Raw genomic sequence first — 23719 nt, forward strand, 5'->3', positions numbered from 1 at the left:
TCTCCAATATAAATAATTGGGGAGGCTTTCTGTTTAGGAAAAAATAAGGTATTCGGACTATTGATTGAATTTTGTGAATTACCGATCAACATTGGCGTTGAACAAACCAAAGACTCTTCAATAACTCCTCTTTACAGCGTCGAAGTTTTTCTATTTTCGATTCCGAAGAAATAGAAACATTCTCTTTTACAATAATAGCCAAATCTGTTTCAATGGATAATTTAGTGAGGGCTGTACACCCACTGTCAAATTTCTTAAAGCTTACATCTTTCATACTAATATTGGTTAAGAATTTCTGAATTTTATAATGTACAATTTACTAATAAAAATTAGCTTTACAATATGCTGTGAATAATTTTATTGTTACTAAATTGTTTATTTTTAATATTTTATCAGTCGCTAACTTATAAACAATATTGCGGCAATTTTTGTTTTCTGAATTTCAAAAGATTAAATGTTAGTTATTTAAAACAATATATTGTTTTGATTGCTATTGATAAGAATGAGCAGTGCAAGGGAAATAGCGCGTTCATAGGTACGCATTAGTTCATCAATAAATTCCCATTGGCGCTGATTTTGCAGCTTGTCAGTGTATATTTAAGAAAAATAATTATTCGCATGAAAGTAATCAATATTGGATTATCCTTACTGCTTTTTACCGTCGCTTGTCAGCAAAGTGGTAAAAAGCAAGGCGACCAGGTACAATTGAAACAGGATACAGTAACAACTATGGCCGCAGTTGCCGATAATGGAACTTATCAATACCTCAAAAATGGTGATACCATTTTGTTAACAATCGCCGTTGACGGTGATAAAGTACATGGTGACCTCAGTTATAACTGGAAAGAGAAAGACCGAAATGTTGGGCATATTGATGGTGTCCTGAAAGACAGTGTTTTGTTGGCGGACTATACCTTTGCGTCTGAAGGGCAACAATCTGTTCGGCAGGTTGCTTTTAAATTTTCCAAAAACAAGGCAGTCGAAGGTTTTGGAAACATGGAGGAAAAAGGAGGAAAGATGTCTTTTGTTGCCCCGGATAAATTGAGCTATGACGAAAAATTTGTCTTAGAACATGTGCGCCAATGAGAGCAGTTTAGGAACAAATATAAGCAGCCCGATTAATAAGGCCGTTAAGCTACTCAGCATAACGGCTGCTGCAGCGATGTCCTTGATCCTTTTGATGTTGGGATTTTTTTCGGGGCAGACAAAATCAGCGAGATTTTCCAGCGCTGTATTCAGTAGTTCGCAGACAAGAACAAAACCGATCGAAAAGACAATGGCCAGCCATTCATAAGGACTTATCCGGAGTCCCCACGAGAGTGCGATTGCCAATACTGCGGCTAGGAGATGTACCCTGAAATTGTGTTCTTCGCGCCAGATGATTTTTAAACCGTTGAAGGCGTAACTAAAACTTCGGATTCTTGCTTTCCATGAAAAGTTGCTTCGGGCCATAGTCATTATATTTTATGTAAATATAATCTTTCCCTTTGTTTTTGAACGGCCCTAATTTCAGACTAGCTGCTGACTTATGATACTTAACATTTATCAGGAATCTTTTGCGGATAACCGTTATCCTGATCGAGGGCTCTCCTCCAGTTGTCAGTGCCGTGGATGCTTGTCTGCACAGTTTTTTGCTCCCTATTTCTCAAAAGTATTGTTTGAACTGCGGGGTATTTTTGAGTAAATTGCTTTATGATCTACAATTTTGATAAAATAATTGACCGTCGGGGCACTGATTCGGTCAAATGGAATCAGCAGGATTATGCAGATTTAATTCCACTTTGGGTTGCCGATATGGACTTCCCTGCGTCCAACGAAATTATTGATGCGCTGACCAAACGTGTGCAACATGCTGTTTATGGTTATGCAAAAGTTCCAGATGCTTTTTATCAAGCAGTAGCGGACTGGTCTAGCCGTAAACACGGTTTCCAACTGCAGCGCGAGTGGATACTTCCGGTTTTAGGTGTAGTACCAGCGCTGTCGGCAATCGTCGCTGCATTGACCGAAACGGGGGATAAAGTGCTGATACAGGAACCTGTTTATCATTGCTTTTTTTCGTCGATCGAACGTAATGGCTGTGAAGTGGTTTCCAACGATCTACTGTATAAAGACGGAAAGTATACCATTGATTTTGTGGATTTTGAAAGGAAAGCAAGTGATCCAAAGGTAAAGCTCTTTATTCTCTGCAGCCCACATAATCCTGCGGGGAGGGTCTGGACAAAAGCAGAGCTTGAACAATTGGGTGAAATATGCCTGAAAAACAATGTACTGGTTGTTGCAGATGAGATCCATTGCGATCTGGTTTATGAGGGGTATCAACATATTCCTTTTGGAACGATTCATCCAGCCTTTCTGGCGAATACCATCACTTGCATTGCGCCGAGCAAAACCTTTAATCTGGCGGGCCTGCAAGTCGCCACGGTTATTGTTGCGGATCCGTTGTTGAACAAGAAGGTGCAGCAGGCTTTTCTTGTCAATGAGATCGCCAGTATAAGTCCTTTTGCGATCACTGGTTTAATAGCGGCCTATCAAGATGGTGAGGAATGGCTGCAGCAAGTTTTGAGTTATGTTCACCATAATTATGTTTATGTGAAAAATTATGTGGCTGAACATTTGCCTTTACTGAAAATTGTTCCTTTGGAAGGTACTTATTTGGTTTGGATAGATTGTTCGGCTTTAAATCTTTCCAGCCGGAAGCTGGGACAGCTGCTCCTGCAGGAGGCCCACTTACAGGTGAATGTTGGAGCGATGTATGGGAAGGGAAGTGATTCTTTTATCCGCTTGAATATTGCCTGTGCGAGACCAATTTTAGAGGAAGGATTAACTCGGTTGAAACAGGTGCTACTGAATGTGAAGGAAAAATAATGCCTGTATAATTTTATAAGCTATAGTGGTAATAAAAAAGCACCTAAACAAATGATTCAGGTGCTTTTTTATTGCTGTAGTTAATTAGGCTTTATATGCCCATTTCTTTTAAAATAAAATGCGCATTATCAATTTTATCGGCTACCCATAACACATAACGGATATCCACACCAATAGAGCGGCTATAGCTTTCATTCCATGCGAAATCGTTGATTGTTGCATCATAAGCACGGTCAAAGTTTACGCCGATTAACTCACCATTTGCATTCATGATCGGCGAACCCGAGTTGCCACCGGTCGTGTCCATGTCATAGAGTATATTGACAGGAACCGATCCCAGGTCCTTTTTGAGGTAAGGGCCGAAGTTCTTGTTGAGATATGCTGTCTTGATCTCCTGTGGATAGTCAAATTCGGGCAGGCCGAGGTTTCCTTTCTGGATAATGCCTTCAATGCTGGTGAATGGTTTCATATAGGTGGCATCTGCTGGTGCATAACCTTTGATATGTCCATAGGTCAAGCGCAAAGTGGAATTGGCATCCGGAATAAAGTTTTTGGCCTGAAAAATTTCCTTGACAGCGACATAGTCACCCATTAGTTTATTTAAGACACCCTCGCGTCTTTTCTGTTCGGCAGCAAAAATAACAATATCCTTGTTCAATTCATTTTGGAGAATTAACAGTTTATCATCAAATTGCTGTAGGGCATTTGCATCGGCCAAAACGGTATTTAAAATATAGTTTTGATCAGTGAGCTTACTAGCATCGATGATCTGTGTGGCAAATTGATTGGCCGATTCGTTATTCAATTGGAGCTTTTGGATAGCATTAATCTGATTTTTACCCTGGAAAGCAGCAGCGTCGGCAAGCATTTTTCCAAAAATACGTTGGTCCGCCTGTTTGTTGTAGCTCTCATAACTTTCTTTGATGCTCTTTTTCAGCTGTTCAATATTGTGATCGAATAATTGTTTGGCTGATTGGGACGATCGTTCTTTGCCCATTGCGGTTTTCAGCATATTCAGGTCGCGGGCAACTTTCAGCAAGCTTGTGCTGTTATAGATATTATTAATCCAAAGTTCTTTCAATGCGTCTTGATCACTGACCTGATAGTAGGCAGCAATATCGTTTAACAGGTTACCATACTTATCTTTAAGTTCAGGTTTGCTCAAGATAAAAGCGGCAAGTGCCTCATCTTCTTGTTTTTTTGTTGAAAGAAGATCAATGCCGCGCAATCCTTTAAGCTTCCCGCGGTAATTTTTGAGTACATTGGCGTTGCGTTTGATGCGCGTTGCCAAAGAGAGTGCGATATCTGTATTATCTTTACCCGCTTCTTCCATCTGTCTATTCTGGAAGTCATAGAGATCCGAAACATACGGCAGGAGATATTCCTGTTGGTATTTAATATATTGCGCCGGACGGTGGCGGAATGTTTTCCCCGGATAGCCCAAGATAAAGGTAAAGTCATTTTCTTTTACGCCATTTGGATTGACTTTCAGGTGTTTTTTGGGTTGGTAGGGCACATTATCTTTCGAATAGGGTGCAGATTTTCCATCTTTACTCACATAGGCACGAAGGAAAGAATAATCGCCGGTGTGGCGTGGCCATACCCAGTTGTCGGTTTCACCACCAAATTCACCAATATTTTGACGTGGTATATACACCAGACGTACATCTTCTATTGTTTTGTAGCGAAATAGGACATAGCTTTTACCAATAAACATTTCGGACACTTCAGCTTTGATTGTAGGATCTTCTTTTTCAGCCTGTTTGACGAGTTCCTCTTGTTTTCTTTTAATGGTATTAATGCGCTCAACGGGATCACTGATATTGGCAACAGCATTTAATATTTTAGCAGACACATCCTCGTATGAATCAGTAATCCTGATTTTTAATCCTTTTGCTTCAATCTCCTGTTCCTGATTTTGTGCGACAAAACCATTTTTAAGGTAATTGTTGATGGCTGTGCTGGCCAGCTGTACTGCTGAAAACGCACAATGATGGTTGGTAATAATTAGGCCACGGTTGGAAACAAATGATCCTGTACATCCGCTGACTTGAACCAGGGCGTCCACTAATCCAACTTGGCCGGGATTGTAGATATCCTTCTCACTGATCTTTAATCCGGCTTTCTTTAAACCCGCTCTATTTAAATCGCTCAATGGGTACATTCCTTCATCTGGGTTCGCATTTGTGTATGGAATGTTTGTTGCCGATAATAATAGTGCTAGAGCAATTGTGGTATGATGTATAAACTTCATGGGATTTTTTTATATCAACTGTTGTAATCTCCAAATTTAAGAAAAGCTTTTTGATGAATACGACTTTTCGGTCAACTATTGCCATAATAGCCTGTTCATTCTCGTTTTTTGGCAAGGTATTTATTGTGTAATATGTAGCCGAAAGCAATGGTCAAGCCTTAAAATATTGTGTATTTGCCATCGTTTTACAGGAGTATTCGTAATTTTGCGCTTTAAAGATTTTAACATGACCTTAATCCAATTGGAATATATCATTGCTGTAGATACTTATCGTAGTTTTGTTGCCGCAGCCGAAAAGTGTTTTGTGACACAGCCGACTTTAAGTATGCAGATCCAGAAACTGGAAGAATCCCTGGGTGCAAAAATCTTTGACCGCAGCCGGCAGCCGGTTGTACCTACTGAAATCGGTGAGAAGATCATTCTGCAGGCGAGGACGGTCCTGATGGAGAGCCGAAAGATCGCTGAAATCGTACAGGATAAGAAGGGGGAGATCGAGGGCACGTTAAAGATTGGTGTTATTCCGACTATCGCGCCTTATCTTTTGCCGAAGGTACTGACAACATTTATGGAGAAGTATCCGAAATTGCAATTGCAGATCTGGGAATATACCACCGAACGCATTGTTCACGAGTTGAAGGTAGGACTTCTGGACTGCGGTGTCCTATCGACGCCGCTAAATGACCCGGGAATATTGGAGTCGCCTTTGTTCTATGAAAATTTTGTCGCTTATATCTCCGAAAATAGTCCGTTGTTTTCCAAGAAAGTGCTGAGTGGCGATGATATTGCCGATGATAAACTCTGGCTGCTGAACGAAGGGCATTGCATGCGAGGGCAGGTACTTAATATTTGTCATCATAAACATAATCAGGATCTTTCTGGGCGTTTTGAATATAATACCGGCAGCGTGGAAACACTTAAAAGAATGGTAGATATCAATGATGGGATAACCATCCTGCCGGAGCTTTCGATTTCAGACTATGTGGATGAACAACTGGATAAAATCCGATATTTCAAATCGCCGGAACCTGTTCGGGAAATATCTTTAGTCACTACGCAGAATTATGTGAAACGACATGCGATCCAGGCTTTGGAAAGGGAGATATTAGCGGTTGTACCCGAAAAATTCAAAACAAAAAAGAAAAAGGAAGTGTTGAGCTTTCAATAAGAAGACATGGCAAATCTCAGTGTACGTTTTTTTAAGAAAATAGACCAGATCAATCAATGGCGGATGAAAAAAGTTTCCAACAGGAACTTTATTATCCTCCTGGCCTTTTTAGTTGGGATTGTTGGTGGTCTGATGGCATCTGTCTTAAAAAGACTAACGCATTTTATCGCGGCGACAATTCAGGATGATATTGATTGGAAGGTGAAGTATTCAGTTTACCTGATTTTCCCGTTGATCGGGATATTGTTGAGCGTGTTTTTTGTGCGAAAATTTCTGAAGGGAAAGAAGATGGAGCACGGTATCACCCCAATTATCTATGCGATCAGTCGCAAGGGGAGCCGATTGGATCCGAGTAACATTTATTCGCAGGTTGTCACTTCGGCGATTACGGTTGGATTTGGAGGTTCCTGTGGATTGGAGGCTCCCGTTGCATTGGGTGGCTCCTCGATCGGTTCGAATATCGCCCGTTTTTTTGGTCTGCAATACAAAGAAGTCACCATGCTGTTGGCGTGCGGGGCGGCGGCAGGTATTTCGGGTGCATTTAATAGTCCTTTGGCGGGAATGATCTTTGCGATTGAGATATTGCTGCCCGAGTTCTCCATTCCGGTTTTTATCCCACTTTTGATCTCTTCGGCCTTGGCGTCCGTTGTATCGCGACTTTTGTACAGCGAACCGCTATTTAGTACATTCTATTCGGATTGGCAAATCTCGGCCCTGTTATTTTATTTGTTATTGGCGGTATTGATCGGACTGTATACGATCTATTTTGCCCGTGTATCCAATACGGTCGGGAAATTGTTTGCTAAAATAAAGAACCCTTACAATAAAGTGTGGATAAGCGGAATATCCTTGGGGATCATGATTTTTGTATTTCCGGCATTGTATGGCGAAGGGTATATCACCATCCAGCAGATTCTCAATGGACAATTTAATTCAATTGTAAAAAACAGTTTGTTCTCTGATTATAAAGATATGGGGCTGGTGGTGTTGGGGTATACTATTCTGACCTTATTCGGTAAGTCTTTTGCAGCTTTATTCACGTTGAATGGAGGTGGAAACGGTGGGGTGTTTGGGCCCAGCCTGGTAATGGGGGGGCTTTTAGGCTTTGCTTTTTCCTATGGGGTAAATTTAACCGGAGTGGCGGAGCTTAACGTCCCCAATTTTGTAGTTGCAGGTATGGCTGGTGCACTAAGCGGAATTATGCACGCGCCATTAACGGGTATCTTCTTAATTGCCGAAGTGACGGGAGGCTATACGTTAATGGTGCCCTTGATGTTGGTCTGTTCGATTTCCTATCTGATTAACCGTGCTGTATTGAAGCATTCAATTTATACAAAAGTATTGGCCGAATCGGGCGACCTGATTTCATATGAAGATAAGGATCGTTCGGTACTGAGCATGATGCGGATTAAATACGTACTGGAAACCAATTTTGTGATCCTACGACCGGATGAAACACCCAAAAGCAGACAGACGGATATTATCCATAGCAAGCGCAATATTTTTCCGGTGGTGAGTTATGAAGGTAAATTTATGGGGCTTCTCTATAGTGAGTTTTTATTTTCTGTCCTGTTAGGAGAGTTAGAAGGGGGGGATACGCCGTTTGAAAAACTGGCACAGAAGCCAAATGATACGGTGGGGATTAACGAAAACATGGAAATTGTGATGGCTAAGATGAACAAAGATGACACTTGGATATTACCCGTACTTGGAGATGAAAACAAATATATGGGTTTTGTATCCAAGTCCAGTGTCTTTAATAAATACCGAGCATTACTTATCCGTCAGGGGCATTATCTCGAGTAAACCGGGCAAAATTGGCATAAAGATCAGTTGAAGTGAAGACCTAATTGGGGACAGATTTGTTTGAATGGTCCTATTTAGGATGCACTTAACCTGTGGGCTTATCAAACGACTTACATGGATTGATCTTTCCATCCATGTAAGCCGTTAGTATCGGTCGCATTGAATTAGCCACGCATGGCCATAATTTTTGTGACGTATTTTCCAATAATATCAAATTCAAGATTGACTGTTGTCCCTACCTCAACCTGTTGAAGATTGGTATGTTCGAGGGTATAAGGGATGATTGCAACAGAAAAACGGTCATCGCGGGAATCAACCACAGTCAGACTGATGCCATTCACTGTAATAGAACCTTTTTCTACAGTAATATTCTGTTTAGTGGGGTCGTATTGAAAAGTAAAAATAAAACTACCATTCTCATCTGTTTTCTGTATACAGGTTGCGGTCTGATCGACATGCCCCTGAACAATATGTCCATCAAATCTTCCGCCAGCTAGGGTACAGCGTTCGATATTAACCAAGTCACCGACTTTCAACTCGGCCAGATTCGTTTTCTGCAGGGTTTCATCAATCGCCGTTACTTTGTGTACCTGATCCTCCAGTCCAACGACAGTCAGGCATACACCATTATGGCTTACACTCTGATCTATTTTAAATTCATTGGAGATCGGAGAGCTCACATAAAAATGGATGTTGCTTTTTTCATGTTCGATACGTTCGATTTTTCCTAAAGTTTCTATGATTCCGGTAAACATGCATTAAAATTTTTGATGAAATCAAAGTTACTAAATAATCGAAGGAAACACGGTTTTTGCGAACAAAATAGACGCATGAATGACAGAATAATTTATCGTGAATATAATTCATGGAAGAGATAAATACTGTCATAGAATCTGCTTTGATATAGTATGCTAAAAAAAGGCTTCTGAAAATAGCAAAAAGATTGTGTGTATATTGTACACTTACTATTCCTTTTGTTGCAGCTATGCCAAAACGAATTTATGGGAGTTGAAAAAAAATATCACAAAATTTTTGTTTATATCATTTGAAGCATTATCTTTGTCATAGGTTTAGGTTGATTGCCTCTTACAAAGAGGTATTTATAAAAGCTTAGCAGGTCGCCCGACCGGATGCTAAGCTTTTTTTTTTTATAATATTACGCTGTTTTACAGTTGTTTATATTTTCATTCCACCCAATTATTTCTTTTGAATTGTCTGTTTTTATTGATTGTTGTTTTTTACTAAATGTTGATAGGCTCGCTAGGCTGGATTTATTGCTTTGGAAGAGTCTGGTAAGTGGTTGTAATAGCTGTGGTATGCCTGTAAAACCCAAAAGGTTTTATGTATAGCTATAGGATAGGGAGCAGTCTGAAAGGATGAATATTTTTTAGCTTTTGAAAAGATGTATTGCGGACATAGAAATTAGCAGAAGGTATTCGAAATTTTTGGATCTGAAGCGTTCTTTTAAAGCGAGGAGCGCCTTGGAACGCGCATAATAGACATTTGATGGGGTTGTGTCCAATATCTTACAGATTTCTTCAGTATCTAAATCCTCCAAAAAGCTCATTTTACATATTTTAGCCTGCTGTTTTGGTAGTTTATTGATTTCAGCCAGTAATAATTCGGTTAGTTCTGTTCTAAATATTTTTTTTAGAATATCGTCCTCGGGCAGGGATAAATTCTGAAGGATATCCAATTCTTCGGTCTGCATTTTAAATCGGGCCGATCTTTTCATATCGATACAGGCATTCTTTGTGGCGATATACAAAAATGCTTTGAGGCTTTCGTAATTGTCCACTTTCTGTCTGTGGTTCCAGAGTTTGACAAAAATATCCGATACAATTTCTTCAGCATCGGTTTTACAGCGTAGATAGGAAAAGGCAAAATGACGTAACGCATGGCCAAAATGGTCCATGAAAAAGCACAATGCGCTTTCATTCCCCTCTTTTAATGCGTTAATCTGCGACTCTAGTTGAAGCATGTTTGGTTATCAATATTTTTTTTACTGCCCTAAGATGGACATATTGACCGATATCATGGCCTTTGTTGTTGTTCAATAGGATATTTACAGGTCCGCTTTCCAACGCAAATGTTAACAACGAAGTTACATAAAAAACTTGGGTTGTTATGTTTTCAAACATAACAACCCAAGTTTTTTAACGGATAATAAATGAGCTCCGGGAAAATTTATTTTTTTACTAGCTTACTATCTATGATTTCCCATTCTTTTATGTGTGCAGGGCGGTGTTCAATACGGATTATTTCATCAAAATGACGGAGCAATTCGGGGTATTTGTTAGCAATATCTTTTTGCTCCCAGGGATCCGTTTCCAGATCGTACAATTGCCATTTTGCTTTTGGATTATTTTTTAAATCCAGTTTAATTGCTTTCCAACGTCCCTCACGTATGGCTACCTGCCCTCCTTTTTCGGGGTATTCAAAGTAAAGGTACTGGTGTTTTTTCTGATTCTTTTGTCCCAACCAAGTTGGCAGTAAGGATAGCCCATTGGTCTTACCGGGATCCTGTTGGACCAGCTGTCCAAAGGTCGCCATGAGGTCATATTGTGCTGAGATTAGATCTGACTCGGTGTTTGCTTTGATTGTTTTGGGCCAACGGACGATCAAGGGAACTTTTATTCCCCCTTCAAACACATCCATTTTTAATCCTCTGAGTGAATCGACGCTCCTAAAAAAGCGATAGTCTATACCCCCATTAAAACCGGTGCCATTGTCGCTAGAGAACAGAATGATGGTATTGTCATCCAACCCCAGGGATTTAATATGTTTCATGATCAGGCCCACTTGATCATCTAGATAAGTGATCATGCCTGCATAGGTAGCCCTTGGATATGGCGTTGCCGTGTAGCCATCCTGCCCATAGTAAGGATGGTCATGGAAAAGATCTTTATACCGATCCACATATTCCTGGGGCACCTGTAACGAAAGATGGGGTAGGGTATACGGAAGATAGAGGAAGAAAGGACTGTTTTGGTTCTTATCAATAAAAGCCAATGCCTTTTCCGTCATTATGTCCGGAGCATATTGTTTGCCACTGAATTGCTCGAAATCTTTGGCAGTTGCTTTGGTGGAGTCGAGTGGAATATGTACAAACTTTTCTTTGTTTTGGAGCGGATATTTTTGCTCGTTTTCCCAGAGATGGCTTGGATAGTAATTGTGGGCTTGCTTTTGGTCGAGGTAACCAAAGAAGTAGTCAAATCCCTGTTTGTTTGGGCTCCCGGTTGTATTGTGCATACCTAGACCCCATTTTCCGATGGCGCCAGTATAATAACCTGCTTTTTTAAATAGGTGGGCCATCGTGTAGGTTCCCTCGGGTAAGGGCATTTGTCCACCTTCCAAGCTATCGGCAAATCCACCCAATTCATAATTGCCGCGGATATAGGACTGACCAGCATGTTTACCTGTTAATAACATGCAGCGTGCTGGTGCACAGACCGGTGCGCTGCTGTAATGGTTGATGAAACGAAGGCCCTCTTGTGCCAACTTTTGTAGGTTGGGGGTTTTGATCAGCTGTTGTCCGTAAGGTTCTGTCTCGGCATAGCCCAAGTCATCCGCATAGAAAAAGATGATATTGGGCTGTTTTTTATGCGCTTGCTTTTGTTGTGCAAAAAGCATTCCCCATCCCAATAGGATGAGGGTAAAACTTATTCCTTTTTTCATTTTTTCCGTTCTCCTTCCAACAACTGTTTTAACTCCTTCACTTTTTCGGGAAACTTAGCAGCCACGTTGTTTTTTTCTCCGATATCATTTTTAAGGTCGTACAATTGGTCTTCGGGAAGATTTCCGGTTTCAGTATCCGTCAATTTCATATAGGCCGTACCGTTGCTTGGTGCAATATATTTCCAGTCGTCTTTAACAATAGCCAAGGTTTGGGCATGTTGGATCATGCTGCTACGCCCTTTGGGATCTTCGCCGGTTAAGGTTTTCAATAAGGCCTTGCTATCTTTTGCTTCATCAGCTTTTAATTTTACGCCTACGAGCTGTGCGCTTGTTGCCAATAGATCCATTTGACTGATCAATGCATTCGATACCTTATCTTTGGCAACCCCTTGCCCACTGACAATAAAAGGTACACGTGTTCCGCCTTCGAAGATACTATATTTGCCACCTCTGAGCGGTCCTGCGGGTTGATGTCCGTTTAGTTGAGCCACTGCACCGTCCACGTAGCCATCATCCAATACTGGACCGTTGTCACTACTAAAAATGATAATGGTGTTTTTGTCCATGCCCAGTAGCTGCAGCTGCTGTTGAATCTGTCCTACTGTCCAATCCAATTGTAGAATGGCATCTCCGCGGTAACCGAGCTTACTTTTGCCCCTGAATTGTGTGGCCGGCATACGTGGTACATGGGGTTCCGTTAAACAGAAGTAAAGGAAGAAGGGTTTATCCTGGTGTTGTGAAATGAAATCTTGTGCTTTATGTAGAAAGGTAGTGGAAACTTCTTCGTCTACCCAGCGTGCACGTGTACCGCCGCTCATGTAGCCAATCCGACCGATACCATTGACAATCGTCTGGTTGTGCCCTTGGCCGGGAGAGGATTGCATTTTGAGTAATTCGGGATGTTCTTTCCCCGTGGGATCATTGCCTATTTTTTTCTCATAATCGACAAGAATGGGATCATTTGCTTCAGCAGCGACAACACGATCATTTTCTAAGAACACGGTAGGGACGCGGTCAGCTGTTGCGGGAAAGATAAAGGAATAGTCAAAGCCAACATCGTTCGGACCCGGTTTGATGACTGCATTCCAGTCTTTTTTGACTTCGTTGCCCAGCCCCATATGCCATTTTCCAACAATTGCTGTAGCGTAACCTGCATTTTTGAAAACTTTTGGCAATGTGATTTTGTCTGTTGGTACAATCAGCTTGGCATCTCCGGGCAGGATGCCTGTACCCGTCTGGCGCCATGGATAGGTACCTGTCATCAAAGCAAAGCGAGAGGGAGTACAGGTTGCGGAGGTACTATGTGCATTGGTAAAGCGCGTACCGCTATGCGCCAATTTATCCAAGTTTGGGGTTTCAATCTGTTTGGCTCCATAGCTGCTCAAATCGCCAAAACCAAGATCATCTGCATAGATATAGATGACGTTGGGTTTATTCAGTTTTTGTGCGAATGTAGTCAGGGGAAGTGTCACCGCTAGACTCGAAGAAAGTAGGATCGTAAGAGATAGGTTCTTTTTCATATTGTGCAAATACGTTGATTGGATGTCGTCTTTTTGTTGACGACACCCAATATACTATTTTAAATTTGGATTGATATCAATTTCACTTTGAGGAATTGGCCAGTGGTTATCCTGACCTGCTCTGAAGGACTTTTTGGTTACATACCAGCGACTATAACTGTCTCTGCCACTACCTGCTTTCACGCGGATATTTTTGGCACCGGGAAAAGCGGCTCCATAGAAGTCACCGTTTAAAACATCTTTTGCTGTATCCCAACGCAAAAGATCCCAATAGCGGATACCTTCTAAGGCTAGTTCCACACGTCTTTCATTGCGTAATGCTGCCCGAAGTAAAGTCGCGTTTGTGACAGCGATAGGAGGCATATTGACGCTGCTGCGTCGGCGAACTGCATTGATGGTTTTATCCAACAGCTCAGCTGTCAGGGGATCACCATTTTCGAGTTTGGCTTCCAGATAGCTCAACAGTACCTCTGCATAGCGAATAATAGGAAGATCTGTTCCGGAGTTCTGTAAATTGCCGTTAAAATTTTCAGCGTTAAATTTACGAAGACCATAACCCGTGCGTGTTGCTTGCTTGGTGGTTGTCAGTTGGTCAATAGACAGGGTTGAGTCTGGATGCGAGGTATACAGGAGATTTTTGAAACGGTCCCCGTTGCTGATGACTGTGAATCCTAATCTCGGATCCCGATTTTGGGTGATATTCTGTGCGTTATATCTTGGATCAGTATAGGAAAAAGGAGTTCCATCCGTAAAGGTATAGCTTTCCACTAAGCTCCCCAATGGACAATGCAGATGCCAACCCCCAGCTATTGCTGGAAAGTTATGTTGAAACATACCATTTCCGGCAAGGTCTACAAGGTATTGTGTAGCAAAAATGATCTCTTTACTGGATTCATTATTGCCATCAAAAAGGCTTGCATAGTTGGGGTCAATACTATTTTCATTGGCATTGATGATATTTTCATAGGTCTTAATTGCTGCGGCGTAAGATTTTTCAGCTAATTGTAGACGTCCCAAAAATGCATAAGCAGCTTGTTTCGTCGCGCGGCCCCGTTCAGCTGCGGGTAATTTACCATAGCTTGGAAGGTCATTTGCGGCTTCCTGTAACTCGCGTTCGACAAAGTCCACTAGTTCTTGCTTTTTATTTTTCGAGACATGATTAGCTTCGTCAGCTGTCAAGGTTCGGGTTACCAAGGGAGCATCTCCCCAATACTGTGACAGGTAGAAGTATTGGCAGGCGCGAATAAAACGAGCTTCAGCCTTAAAGCGGGCCAAAAGCTCAGGTGAAATCGGCGTTTTGTCCACATGCTCTAAAAAGAAATTTGCACGGGCAATCCGTTTGTAGGAGAGTGTCCAATAGTTGGACAATATCCCGATGTTACTGGTGAGCGTACCATCGGACAATTTATTGAATGCTGAATTATCTCCGCGTCGGTCATAGGCATTGTCGGAGGCAAACTCAAGGTAAAGCAAACCGTGGTAGGACCACCAGTCTGAGGGGCTAAACTCAGCCAAACTATTCATTTGAATTTCGCCTTTGTAAAGGCCCGTTATTGCAAGCCGTGCATTGGTCTCGCTGCTCCAGAATGTATCATTGGCAAACTTATCCAGCGGGTTTGTATCCAATTGTTTTTTGCAGCTTATGGTTAGACTGGATGCAAAAAATATACAAAGGAACAGTTTTATATTTTTATAAGTTATACGTTTCATGTTATGGTTATGAATTGATTTAAAAACTAAGATTTACGCCGAACGTGAAATTGCGCATAATGGGGTAGTATGCTCCACTTGAATTGATCTCCGGATCCCAACCTTTTCGATAATTGCTGCTTGTAAATAGATTCTCGGCATTTGCATAGATACGTAAGCCTGACAATTTCCATTTGGAAACCAGTTGCTTTGGGATAGCATATCCCAACTGTATATTTTTTAAACGCAAGTAGCTCGCATCAAGCATCCAATAGTCTGATAAGAGTGTATTTGGTGTTCCGGTACTTGGTAGTTGTTCGAATCTAGGGTATATGGCATTTCGATCTGGGTTTGCAGTAGTCCATCGACCATCGGCTTGCCAACGTTGAATATTGCCATTCTGAGTTAATGCAAATCCTGCGTAGTTATTTAATAAACCCTGCACACCACTTACACCCTGGAGTAGGAGACCAAGGTCAAAGCCCTTGTAATTAAATCCAAGATTCATTCCATAGGTATATTTGGGAATACGGGATCCAATAACCGTGCGGTCGTAAGTTGCATCCACCTTACCATCAGGGATACCGTCCGGTCCACTGATATCCTTGTACCGGATATCGCCAGGTTGTGATTGTGGATTAATACTTTTTTGATCTGCCCAGGATGCCACGTCAGCAGCATCAACAAATAAACCGTCAGTCTGATAGCCATAATAAGCCTGTATCGGATAGCCAATAAACAAATCGGATCCGTTACCAATCATGCCATTGGACTGGTTGATATTGCCAATACCCAAATCGACGACTTTATTCTTGACCGTGGAGAAGTTTAGATTGACATTATAGGAGAACTCATTGATCTTATGTTGATGGCCTAAGGTAAATTCCCAGCCAGTATTTCTAAGTTTTCCGGAGTTTTGTATACCAACATCAAAGCCTAATACCTTTGAAATGCTTGAGCTGGGGCTGACTAAAATATCATAAGTAAAACGATTGTAATAGGTGCTGCTAAAGGTCAGTAGATTTTTAAATAATGCGATTTCGAGTCCGGCATCAGCAGTTCGGGTTGATTCCCAGCGTAAATTTGGATCTACAATCGTCACACGGGCGACCCCAGGCGATATACTATTTCCGAAGGGATAATTGTAACCCGTATTTAAGATATTTTGGTAGGGATAATTTGATACTACTCTTGAGGTAAGGTTTTCCACAATATTCTGATTACCTAAAACACCATAGGAGCCTTTTAATTTCAACTCAGTAATCCATTCAAATTTATCTTTTATAAAAGTTTCTTCACTGATTAGCCAACCCGCAGCAAGTGAAGGGAAAATAGCATACCGTTTACTTGTAGGAAAGCGGGATGAGCCATCGTATCGAATCACACCTTCTAACAGGTATTTTTTTGCGTAATTGTACTGAACCCGACCAAAGAGTGATTCCAACGCCCATTCGGATGCTGAGCCCGAGTTAAGTTGTCCATCTGGTGAACCAATATTTAATTCTGTAAGCTCATTGCTCGGGAAGTTTTGACGTGAAGCCGACAGTCCTTCACTGTAACCTTTTTCAAAGGAATAACCAGCAAGGATTTTAACGGAATGATCGTTGAATGATTTGGTATAATCGGCTAATGCCTGAAAAGTTTTATATGTCGTATATGGGGCGCTCTGTTCTAGTGTAGAAGGAGCAAGTGTAATGGAGCTATTAATGCGCTGTGATGCACGAAACAACTTGGAACGACCATTGGTCTGCGTATAACCACCAATTGCCGAGAGTGTCAGATCAGAAATTGGACTCCAGTCGAAACGTGCATTCCCAGAGATATCGGATACTTTCTCTTTGTAAAATGATTCGCTTTCAAGAAAAGAGACAGGTGTTCCTTTTAGATTATTTCCAGCTCCCCAATCACCATTGCTCATCCGGATCGGAAATGTTGCGGGATAGCGGATAACCTGGGAGATAATATCGGTCATTCGCGAAAAATCAAGCGTTGCTGGTGCAGCGGGTTCATCGGTCTCGGTCTGTATAGCCGATACTCTTGTCGTTAATTTAAGTTTATCACTCAGTTTGGAAATCAGATTGAGTCGAACATTGTATTTATTAAAGTTGTTTTTAATGACAATACCTTTCTGATTGAGGAATCCGGCAGATATTGTATACTGTATCTTTTCGGTTGTATTGGAAATATTCAGGTTATGTCCAGTTTGGGCGGCCTGCGATTTAAATGTGCTACCGATATAGTCGCTATTGGGGTAATTGTCAGGATCAGATCCGTCCTTAAATTTTTGAATTTCTTCTTCGGTATAACCACCGCCACCATTTGTGGTTTCATTGAGCAGACTAGCATATTCCCATGAGTTGACAAACTCAGGAAAGGCTGTTGGTTTTTGAATACCAAAATATCCGCTATAATTAACGGCTAATTTTCCAGCTGTTGACCCTGTTTTTGTGGTGACCAGAATAACACCATTGGCGGCTCTGGCACCATATATTGCGGCTGATGAGGCATCTTTCAAAACAGAGATGGAGGCTACATCATTGGGGTCGATATCATTAAATGAACTGGTTGGAATACCATCGACCAGTATAAAGGCATCTGTGGTGGCACCAAAGGAGCCTACACCTCTGATCTGTATACTATTGTTGGCCGCACCGGGCTGCCCCGAACGTTGGATCACAGTCACGCCCGGCATCTGCCCCGTTAGTGCCTGCGCAAGTTGGGGAACCGTTCGTTTGGAAAGCTGCTTACCATCAATCTGCGATACCGAACCGATCAATTCCTTCTTTTTCGTAGCGCCATAGCCCACGATTACCACCTCTTCCAAGGCGTCAATCTGTTGATTAAGCGCAATATCAAGATAGATTTGTGTATTTAAAGAAATTTCTCTTTGTTGAAACCCGATCATCTTAACAACAAGTATGGCATTACGGTCATTGACATCCAGCTGAAAATTTCCACTGGCATCTGTTGTGGTCGCTTTGCTTGTTCCTTTGACTGTGATTGTAGCCCCAGAGATTGGTTGCCCCTGGCTGTCATGGACATTGCCCTTTACGGTCTTTGTCTGCAACATAAACGTATAATTTGTTGGACTAATGACAGCGGAACTGTTTGTTTTCGCCGCGGTGACGACAAGCATATTGTCTTTGAAACTCCAGCTAACGGGTTTGTTTTTCAACAGTACTGACATCGCTTTTTCTAAGGGCATATTCTTTACATGCCCTTCAATTTTTATTTCGGCAAGCTCTTTGCCATTTAACAGAAAGGGAACACCGCTCTGTTTTTGGATGGTTCGCAGAACCTGTATAAGCGATGTTTTGCTTGCATCTATGGTAATAGATTGTGCGTATCCAGCTGCAGAGAGCTTGACAACACATGCAAGTGTAAAAAATGCGCTAAGCTTCATTTTGGTCTTCCATTGTTTGGGTATGTCCATAGCTATAGGTTTTCTATGAACAAGAAATTTAAAATTCATAAATTTGTCGAATTAGGATATAATCTGTTTGTAAACTGATTGAGTGAATCGGTCAAAAATGGAGATCGCTAATGTATTGGCCGATTAATGTTGGAAGCATTATTCGGCTTTTTTTTAGCGACTCTGATTAGCTTTGTCAAGTTGGCTTTTTCATCTGTATAATTTAGTTTTTTGTTATATCATGGGTTAGTTGGATACGATGAGCTTGCGAACACCATCTTCCTGGACCAATTCAAACTGGATATTACTTCTTTTTAAGATTTCCAATACCGCGGATAAACTTTTTGTTCGCTGAATTTCGCCGTATAAATAGGTCTCTTTGATTTTATTTTTATAAATAATCTGGAGATCATACCATTGACCAATCGCCTGTAGGGCGGTATGGAGGTCTGTCTCGTTGAAATAGAATTTATTGTCAATCCAAGCAATGTAATTGTGTGGGTCTACGCTTTTTTGTGAAAGGCGTCCTGATGACAGGGTGGCCTGTTGATTGGGTTTGAGCTGCATATGCTGTCCATTGGCTGATAAATTGATCGAACCTTCGACAAGTGTTGTACTGCTTTTTTGTTTTGAATAGGTGTTGACATTAAATTCGGTACCTGTTACTTCGATCAATTGACCATTGGACTTTACCCGGAAGGGAACTTTTTTATTTTTGGCGATTTTAAAATAAGCTTCTCCATCTATTTCAACAAGTCGTTGGTCCTGTGTAAATTGCAGGGGGTATTTAAATGATGTCTTTGCATTAAGGGTAACTTCTGATCCATCTGCCAAAGTAATTTGAAGCATGCTGCCAGCTGCTGTATGGACAGTCGCAATCAAATCTGTATTGGGAACCGTCGATTGGATAAGACTACCATCGGCATATTTCAAGCCACCAGATGTGACCAATGCGCCTTTTCTATTGTCCAGTTGGATTACTTTTCCGTTCGAGAGCCGTATTTCAGCATGATTATTCGGTAATACGACATCATGCAGGACGATTCTATTGGTATTGGGCGCCGAAAGCTTCCAAATAAATTGATAGATTAATCCCGCAAGAACAACACCGCATAATACCGCGGCATAAGGTATAAATCGCCTGATCCAGTTGATACGAATAGGTTTTTGTTGTGCATGGATCGTTGCCAGGGTTTTTGTTTTAAGGCGTTCAGACCAATCTGTCGCATCTGATTCTTCCAGTGAGATACGCTGTCTCAAATCCCGTACAAGATCTTCTTTTTGCAACAGATCATCAAGATAAATGCCATGCGCAGGGGATTCGTCTAACCAGGAGGACAACGCATTTTTTTCCGCAGGCGATAAATTGCCCTTTATGCATTTTACAATCAGTTGCTTGATATCTTCTGTTAGCCTCATGGTTTATAATTTTAGATAGATACGTAGCATGGAGCGGAAATCTTAGTTAAAAAAATAAAAAATTTGTATTAACTATACGAAGAGGACAGATCTTGTGTGCAAATAGCTAAATATTAGTTGTGTATTCTCGAATGTTTGTTATTGCTTTTTAATTTTTGGGATTATTCGCACCTTTAGAAAAAAATGAAAATTCCAATGACAAAACGACTTGTAAAATACAGATTTCCAACTATAAAAAGCATAGTGATTGGTCTGACGATGCTTATTGGGGCATGTTCGGTAGATGGACCCAGCTACCAGAAGGACATTTTGGATCTGAAAAATCTTGATTTTAATCAGGATGCTGTAAGTTTCTATCAGGCAGCGACACAAAAGTCCAATCTCGATAATGATAGCAAAAAGCAATTTGTTGAAGTCTATGATCTTGGAAATGGATGGTCAACATTTGAAGTAAAGAAGTTTTCCAGCAAAGATATTGTCGCGAAGTATGATGATGTCGTTTTTAATCAGGTGAATACGATTGCGGGAAAGGACGGTAAATTTAAGCTTATCCATGCTGAGGCTAATCTCGATGCTGTTGAATTGAATAGATTATATCAGAATCTCAATACGGGTTTGGGGAGTCCAATTAAGGTAGATTCTGCTGCACGTTCAGCTTATACCCATATTTATCGCTATACATGGGAAGGAAAAGGACAGGTGTTTCAGGTTGTTTCAATTTTTAACCCGGCGCGAGCGGAGGGACTTGCACAGGTCAATGCTAGAATCCCGGATAAAGATTTAAAAATTGTCAATGAGCGCCCGGTCACATCATTATTTATATGTAAAAAAGCAGCAATGGATGCGATCCTGGGCATGGAGCTTTCTGAGGGAAATTGGACAAAATTTAAATAAAGTCAGTGATCGACAGATTGTCTTGAAAAACAATCTGTCCCCTTTGATCGTCTTGAACCCAAGCATGTTCGGCAGATCCATATTTCACAATGTCGGATTTATGACGTGGAAAACCTGGAAATTAAAATCTTCTTCCAAGAATCCAGCGCTTTCATATACAGTAGCGTATCCTACTCAAACCTCAAACTTCCCAATGGAGAAAACAATGCCAAATGCCTTAGAATATGGCATAGGGAGGATTTATGAGCTGACAGGAGCACAAGTCGCTGTTGACCTATGCTCAGTCATAGGAAATTCCGAATATCGCGGTGGGAACATATTGAAGTTCGTATCGTACGATATCTATTGGCTTTCTGTTTGTAGTAGACTTGGTAAGATTTCAATTATTTTAGACCAGTAATTTCTTGCTTCTTCCCGCTGATTTTCATTCTTTAGCTGATCAATGTGAATAGAAATTGTCGTTTTATCCTTATCTTTAGAAGGAATAAACCTGATCTGCAAATTCGCATTTTCCTCGAATCCTACATGTTTCCACTTTGTACGTATATGTGAATATTCTTTAAAGGTTGAGAAATTTTGATCAACCTCCTCAGACCAATATTTTAATCCCTTTTCTGAAAAGAAAAGATGCCACAGATGTTCTAAATTGGATGGTAGCGTTTTTCTTACACCAAACTGCCAACCTGAGTCTTTCGTTAATCCAATATTTTTTGCCATATTTTTATTTTTCGAAGAATTAATTGACGTAAATAATTTGCAAAGTAGTTTTCGATTTCAGCTTGATACTGTGTTAACAACGATGTTAATCACTTAATTTATCTGCTTGTCCAAATTATAAATTTTTCGTGAAAAAAGATATGATCCGACGATACTTTTAACTAAAGCGGAGGATGGAATCCGGATACTACGAAATAGAATTAGTAATACAAAAGGCAGATAACAGATTATAAAATAAAACCTGCTATCTTTAGATAGCAGGCAAATTTCAATGAACATATATATTATATAATGTCAATGAAACGAACAAATCAAATTTACTGGGATACCTCTATATTTAAAATACCAAAACCAATCCATTAATTGCTGAATTCAATCCTATGTAAATTGGGTAACGTGAAGATTGAGACCAACCTATAGCTGCTATAATAGGCTAAATACAGTGGATCTTCGGGTTGTATCGCATTTCCGGGCATTATTACTGAAAATAATTTACCTAAACTTATTTCAAAAAGGATAAAATTAAACTATTGTATTAGGGATAAAACACAACTTATTTGGAAGCTGCTATAATGACATTGGCCACTTCTTGTGGATGTGAGAGGAATACGGCATGGCTCGCTCCTTTGATCTCGGTGATCTTCGTATCTGACCTTTTGTACATATTTCTTAATATAATGGGATTGATGCTCTTATCCGCCGTTGGAACAATTCCGAATGTCGGTTTTGTATGCCATTCTGCAGCTGTTACTGCTGTGGTAAAGGATGAGGCAAGGATCGGTTTTTGCGCATGTGCCATAAAAGTTGCTTGCTCATGGCTGAGGTCGGCTGCGAATCCCGCATGGAATTTTTCTAGATCATAATAAGCAAAACCTTCATTATCCGGCGGTAAAATACCAGCTTCCGGAAGCCCCGGTTGGGACGAATACCATTTATCTGTTGTTTCACCTTTATCAGGTTGAAATGCAGTTACGTAAACTAGAGAAGCAACATTGGCATGTGAACTTGATTCCGTAATTACTGTACCGCCCCATGAGTGGCCTACAAGTACAGCCGGTCCATCAAGTTTATCCAATATTCGACGTACAGTTGCATTATCATCCTTTAATGAAGTCAATGGAATCTGGGCAATTGTTACATTATAGCCTTTTTTTGAAAGGATATCATAAATTCCTCTCCATCCTGATCCATCAACAAAAGCACCATGTACAAGTACAATGTTTTTAATTTTGGTATTGCTGTTCTTTTTTTGAGCTTGTACATTTCCTAAGCCCAAAAATATAGTTACTAAAAGTAAAATTGCAAAGTGGATTTTTTTTAGCATGATTGTTTAGATTAACGTTGTTGAAATATTGATGTTTCCTTTTATTGCTTTGGAATATGGACAGGTTTGGTGTGCAAGTTCAATAAGCTGTTTAGCGATTTCTTTGTCAATACCTGGAAGACCGACAGATAATCTCGCTTGTAGAAGGAATGCATCACCTATCATTCCCAGGTCGACTTCGGCATCGACGAATACATCCTTTGGTAGTATTGCACCAAGTTTTTTTGCTGCTAAACCAAGTGCTCCAATATAACAGGCCGACCAACCTGCGGCAAATAGCTGTTCAGGATTAGTTCCTTTCCCATTGGATCCGGGTGCGGAAAGTATGATATCCAATTTTTCGTCGCTGCTTTTAACTTTTCCTTCTCTACCTCCAACCGTATGGGTTTTTGCTGTGTAGAGTACTTTTTCCATGTTATTCATTTTCTTATTTATTTTATTGTTAAACCTTATTTTTTATTTTTTTTGGTGTCTTTCCTACTTTTTTGATAGTACAAAGAGACCATAAAATATCCTATCAAAATAGCGCAAAGTGCCCCAGATGGACATAATAGTAGTTAAAGTGGACAAATAAAATAATGAAATGGACAATGAAAATGTTCGGCAATACCATATATCTTATAGCAAAAAAATCAAGATTTCTTTATGTCTTGATTACTATATTTTAAAGAGCGTATTGTAGTAATTGGATAGTGTCAATAAATTCTTAGCGGAAATTTTGTTGGCGTTAAGCTGCACTTTTTAGGTTAACAGGCTGCTCGAAAATCGATTGGTAAAGATCGTGTGTATTGCCCAGGTAATTTCGGGCAACGTATAAATGATCAAAACCTAACAGGACATCATCGCCTGTTAGGTTTAAAGATCGTATTACTTTAATAGAATACCTTTTTTGATGAAAGACTTTAGCATAGGATGTCTCCAGTAAGGAGCCTTTGTCATCCTTTATCGATTTGGTCAAAACTTTAATTTTCCTGCT

Annotated in this window: 18 protein-coding genes; 6 read left to right on the forward strand and 12 right to left on the reverse strand. The window is 40.6% G+C overall.

Translation table 11 applies throughout. From position 1 onward, the window contains the following. Positions 1-618 precede the first annotated feature (618 nt). On the forward strand, positions 619-1086 hold the full coding sequence (locus ABDW32_RS01550) for a hypothetical protein (protein ID WP_343558772.1): 468 nt from the start codon (positions 619-621) through the stop codon (positions 1084-1086). On the opposite strand, the gene ABDW32_RS01555 is transcribed toward ABDW32_RS01550, so the two are convergent. Then, on the reverse strand, positions 1066-1452 hold the full coding sequence (locus ABDW32_RS01555; protein WP_343558773.1) for a diacylglycerol kinase family protein: 387 nt from the start codon (positions 1450-1452) through the stop codon (positions 1066-1068). The two genes, ABDW32_RS01550 and ABDW32_RS01555, sit on opposite strands and share 21 nt — an antisense overlap. A 76-nt stretch (positions 1453-1528) precedes the next feature. Between ABDW32_RS01555 and ABDW32_RS01560 the strand changes: the two genes are divergently transcribed. Together ABDW32_RS01560 and ABDW32_RS01565 are read left to right on the forward strand one after the other, a co-directional pair. Next, positions 1529-1684, forward strand: coding sequence for a hypothetical protein (locus tag ABDW32_RS01560; RefSeq protein ID WP_343558774.1), 156 nt, complete (start codon positions 1529-1531; stop codon positions 1682-1684). Positions 1685-1692: 8 nt separating this feature from the next. Beyond that, positions 1693-2865, forward strand: a complete 1173-nt coding sequence (locus ABDW32_RS01565) for a MalY/PatB family protein (RefSeq protein ID WP_343558775.1) — start codon at positions 1693-1695, stop codon at positions 2863-2865. A 91-nt stretch (positions 2866-2956) separates the two neighbouring features. Here ABDW32_RS01565 and ABDW32_RS01570 read toward each other — a convergent pair whose 3' ends face one another. After that, positions 2957-5119: a S46 family peptidase gene (locus ABDW32_RS01570; RefSeq protein ID WP_343558776.1), complete on the reverse strand. Its 2163-nt coding sequence runs from the start codon at positions 5117-5119 to the stop codon at positions 2957-2959. Positions 5120-5345: 226 nt separating this feature from the next. Here ABDW32_RS01570 and ABDW32_RS01575 point away from each other — a divergent pair, with 226 nt between their 5' ends. After that, on the forward strand, positions 5346-6284 hold the full coding sequence (locus ABDW32_RS01575; protein ID WP_343558777.1) for a LysR substrate-binding domain-containing protein: 939 nt from the start codon (positions 5346-5348) through the stop codon (positions 6282-6284). Positions 6285-6290: 6 nt separating this feature from the next. Continuing rightward, positions 6291-8090, forward strand: coding sequence for a chloride channel protein (locus ABDW32_RS01580; RefSeq protein WP_343558778.1), 1800 nt, complete (start codon positions 6291-6293; stop codon positions 8088-8090). A 164-nt stretch (positions 8091-8254) separates the two neighbouring features. On the opposite strand, the gene ABDW32_RS01585 is transcribed toward ABDW32_RS01580, so the two are convergent. The 7 genes from ABDW32_RS01585 to ABDW32_RS01615 form a co-directional block, all read right to left on the reverse strand. Then, positions 8255-8845, reverse strand: coding sequence for a riboflavin synthase (locus tag ABDW32_RS01585; protein ID WP_343558779.1), 591 nt, complete (start codon positions 8843-8845; stop codon positions 8255-8257). A 632-nt stretch (positions 8846-9477) separates the two neighbouring features. Then, entirely contained in the window at positions 9478-10071 is a 594-nt protein-coding gene (locus ABDW32_RS01590; RefSeq protein ID WP_343558780.1) for a sigma-70 family RNA polymerase sigma factor, read from the reverse strand. A gap of 206 nt (positions 10072-10277) precedes the next feature. Then, entirely contained in the window at positions 10278-11768 is a 1491-nt protein-coding gene (locus ABDW32_RS01595) for an arylsulfatase (RefSeq protein WP_343558781.1), read from the reverse strand. Next, positions 11765-13288 (reverse strand): sulfatase-like hydrolase/transferase, encoded by a 1524-nt coding sequence (locus tag ABDW32_RS01600; RefSeq protein WP_343558782.1) that lies wholly within the window; start codon positions 13286-13288, stop codon positions 11765-11767. The genes ABDW32_RS01595 and ABDW32_RS01600 overlap by 4 nt, the downstream gene beginning before the upstream one ends. A 54-nt stretch (positions 13289-13342) precedes the next feature. Continuing rightward, positions 13343-14998 carry a RagB/SusD family nutrient uptake outer membrane protein gene (locus ABDW32_RS01605; protein WP_343558783.1) on the reverse strand — a complete coding sequence of 552 codons (1656 nt, stop codon included), beginning with the start codon at positions 14996-14998 and terminating at the stop codon, positions 13343-13345. 19 nt (positions 14999-15017) lie between these two features. After that, positions 15018-18410 carry a TonB-dependent receptor gene (locus tag ABDW32_RS01610; protein ID WP_343558784.1) on the reverse strand — a complete coding sequence of 1131 codons (3393 nt, stop codon included), beginning with the start codon at positions 18408-18410 and terminating at the stop codon, positions 15018-15020. A 225-nt stretch (positions 18411-18635) separates the two neighbouring features. Then, positions 18636-19808 carry a FecR family protein gene (locus tag ABDW32_RS01615; RefSeq protein ID WP_343558785.1) on the reverse strand — a complete coding sequence of 391 codons (1173 nt, stop codon included), beginning with the start codon at positions 19806-19808 and terminating at the stop codon, positions 18636-18638. Positions 19809-20003: 195 nt separating this feature from the next. Between ABDW32_RS01615 and ABDW32_RS01620 the strand changes: the two genes are divergently transcribed. Further along, entirely contained in the window at positions 20004-20702 is a 699-nt protein-coding gene (locus ABDW32_RS01620; RefSeq protein WP_343558786.1) for a hypothetical protein, read from the forward strand. A 342-nt stretch (positions 20703-21044) separates the two neighbouring features. Here the strand turns inward: ABDW32_RS01620 and ABDW32_RS01625 are convergent, their stop codons facing one another. From ABDW32_RS01625 to ABDW32_RS01635, 3 genes are all read right to left on the reverse strand, one after another. Beyond that, positions 21045-21419, reverse strand: coding sequence for a hypothetical protein (locus ABDW32_RS01625; RefSeq protein ID WP_343558787.1), 375 nt, complete (start codon positions 21417-21419; stop codon positions 21045-21047). A gap of 553 nt (positions 21420-21972) precedes the next feature. Then, positions 21973-22743: an alpha/beta hydrolase gene (locus ABDW32_RS01630; RefSeq protein WP_343558788.1), complete on the reverse strand. Its 771-nt coding sequence runs from the start codon at positions 22741-22743 to the stop codon at positions 21973-21975. Between the two features lie 6 nt (positions 22744-22749). Beyond that, positions 22750-23166, reverse strand: coding sequence for an organic hydroperoxide resistance protein (locus ABDW32_RS01635; RefSeq protein WP_343558790.1), 417 nt, complete (start codon positions 23164-23166; stop codon positions 22750-22752). Positions 23167-23719 lie beyond the last annotated feature (553 nt).

This window comes from Sphingobacterium sp. (assembly GCF_039596235.1).
In the GTDB taxonomy this organism is placed as follows: Bacteria; Bacteroidota; Bacteroidia; order Sphingobacteriales; family Sphingobacteriaceae; genus Sphingobacterium.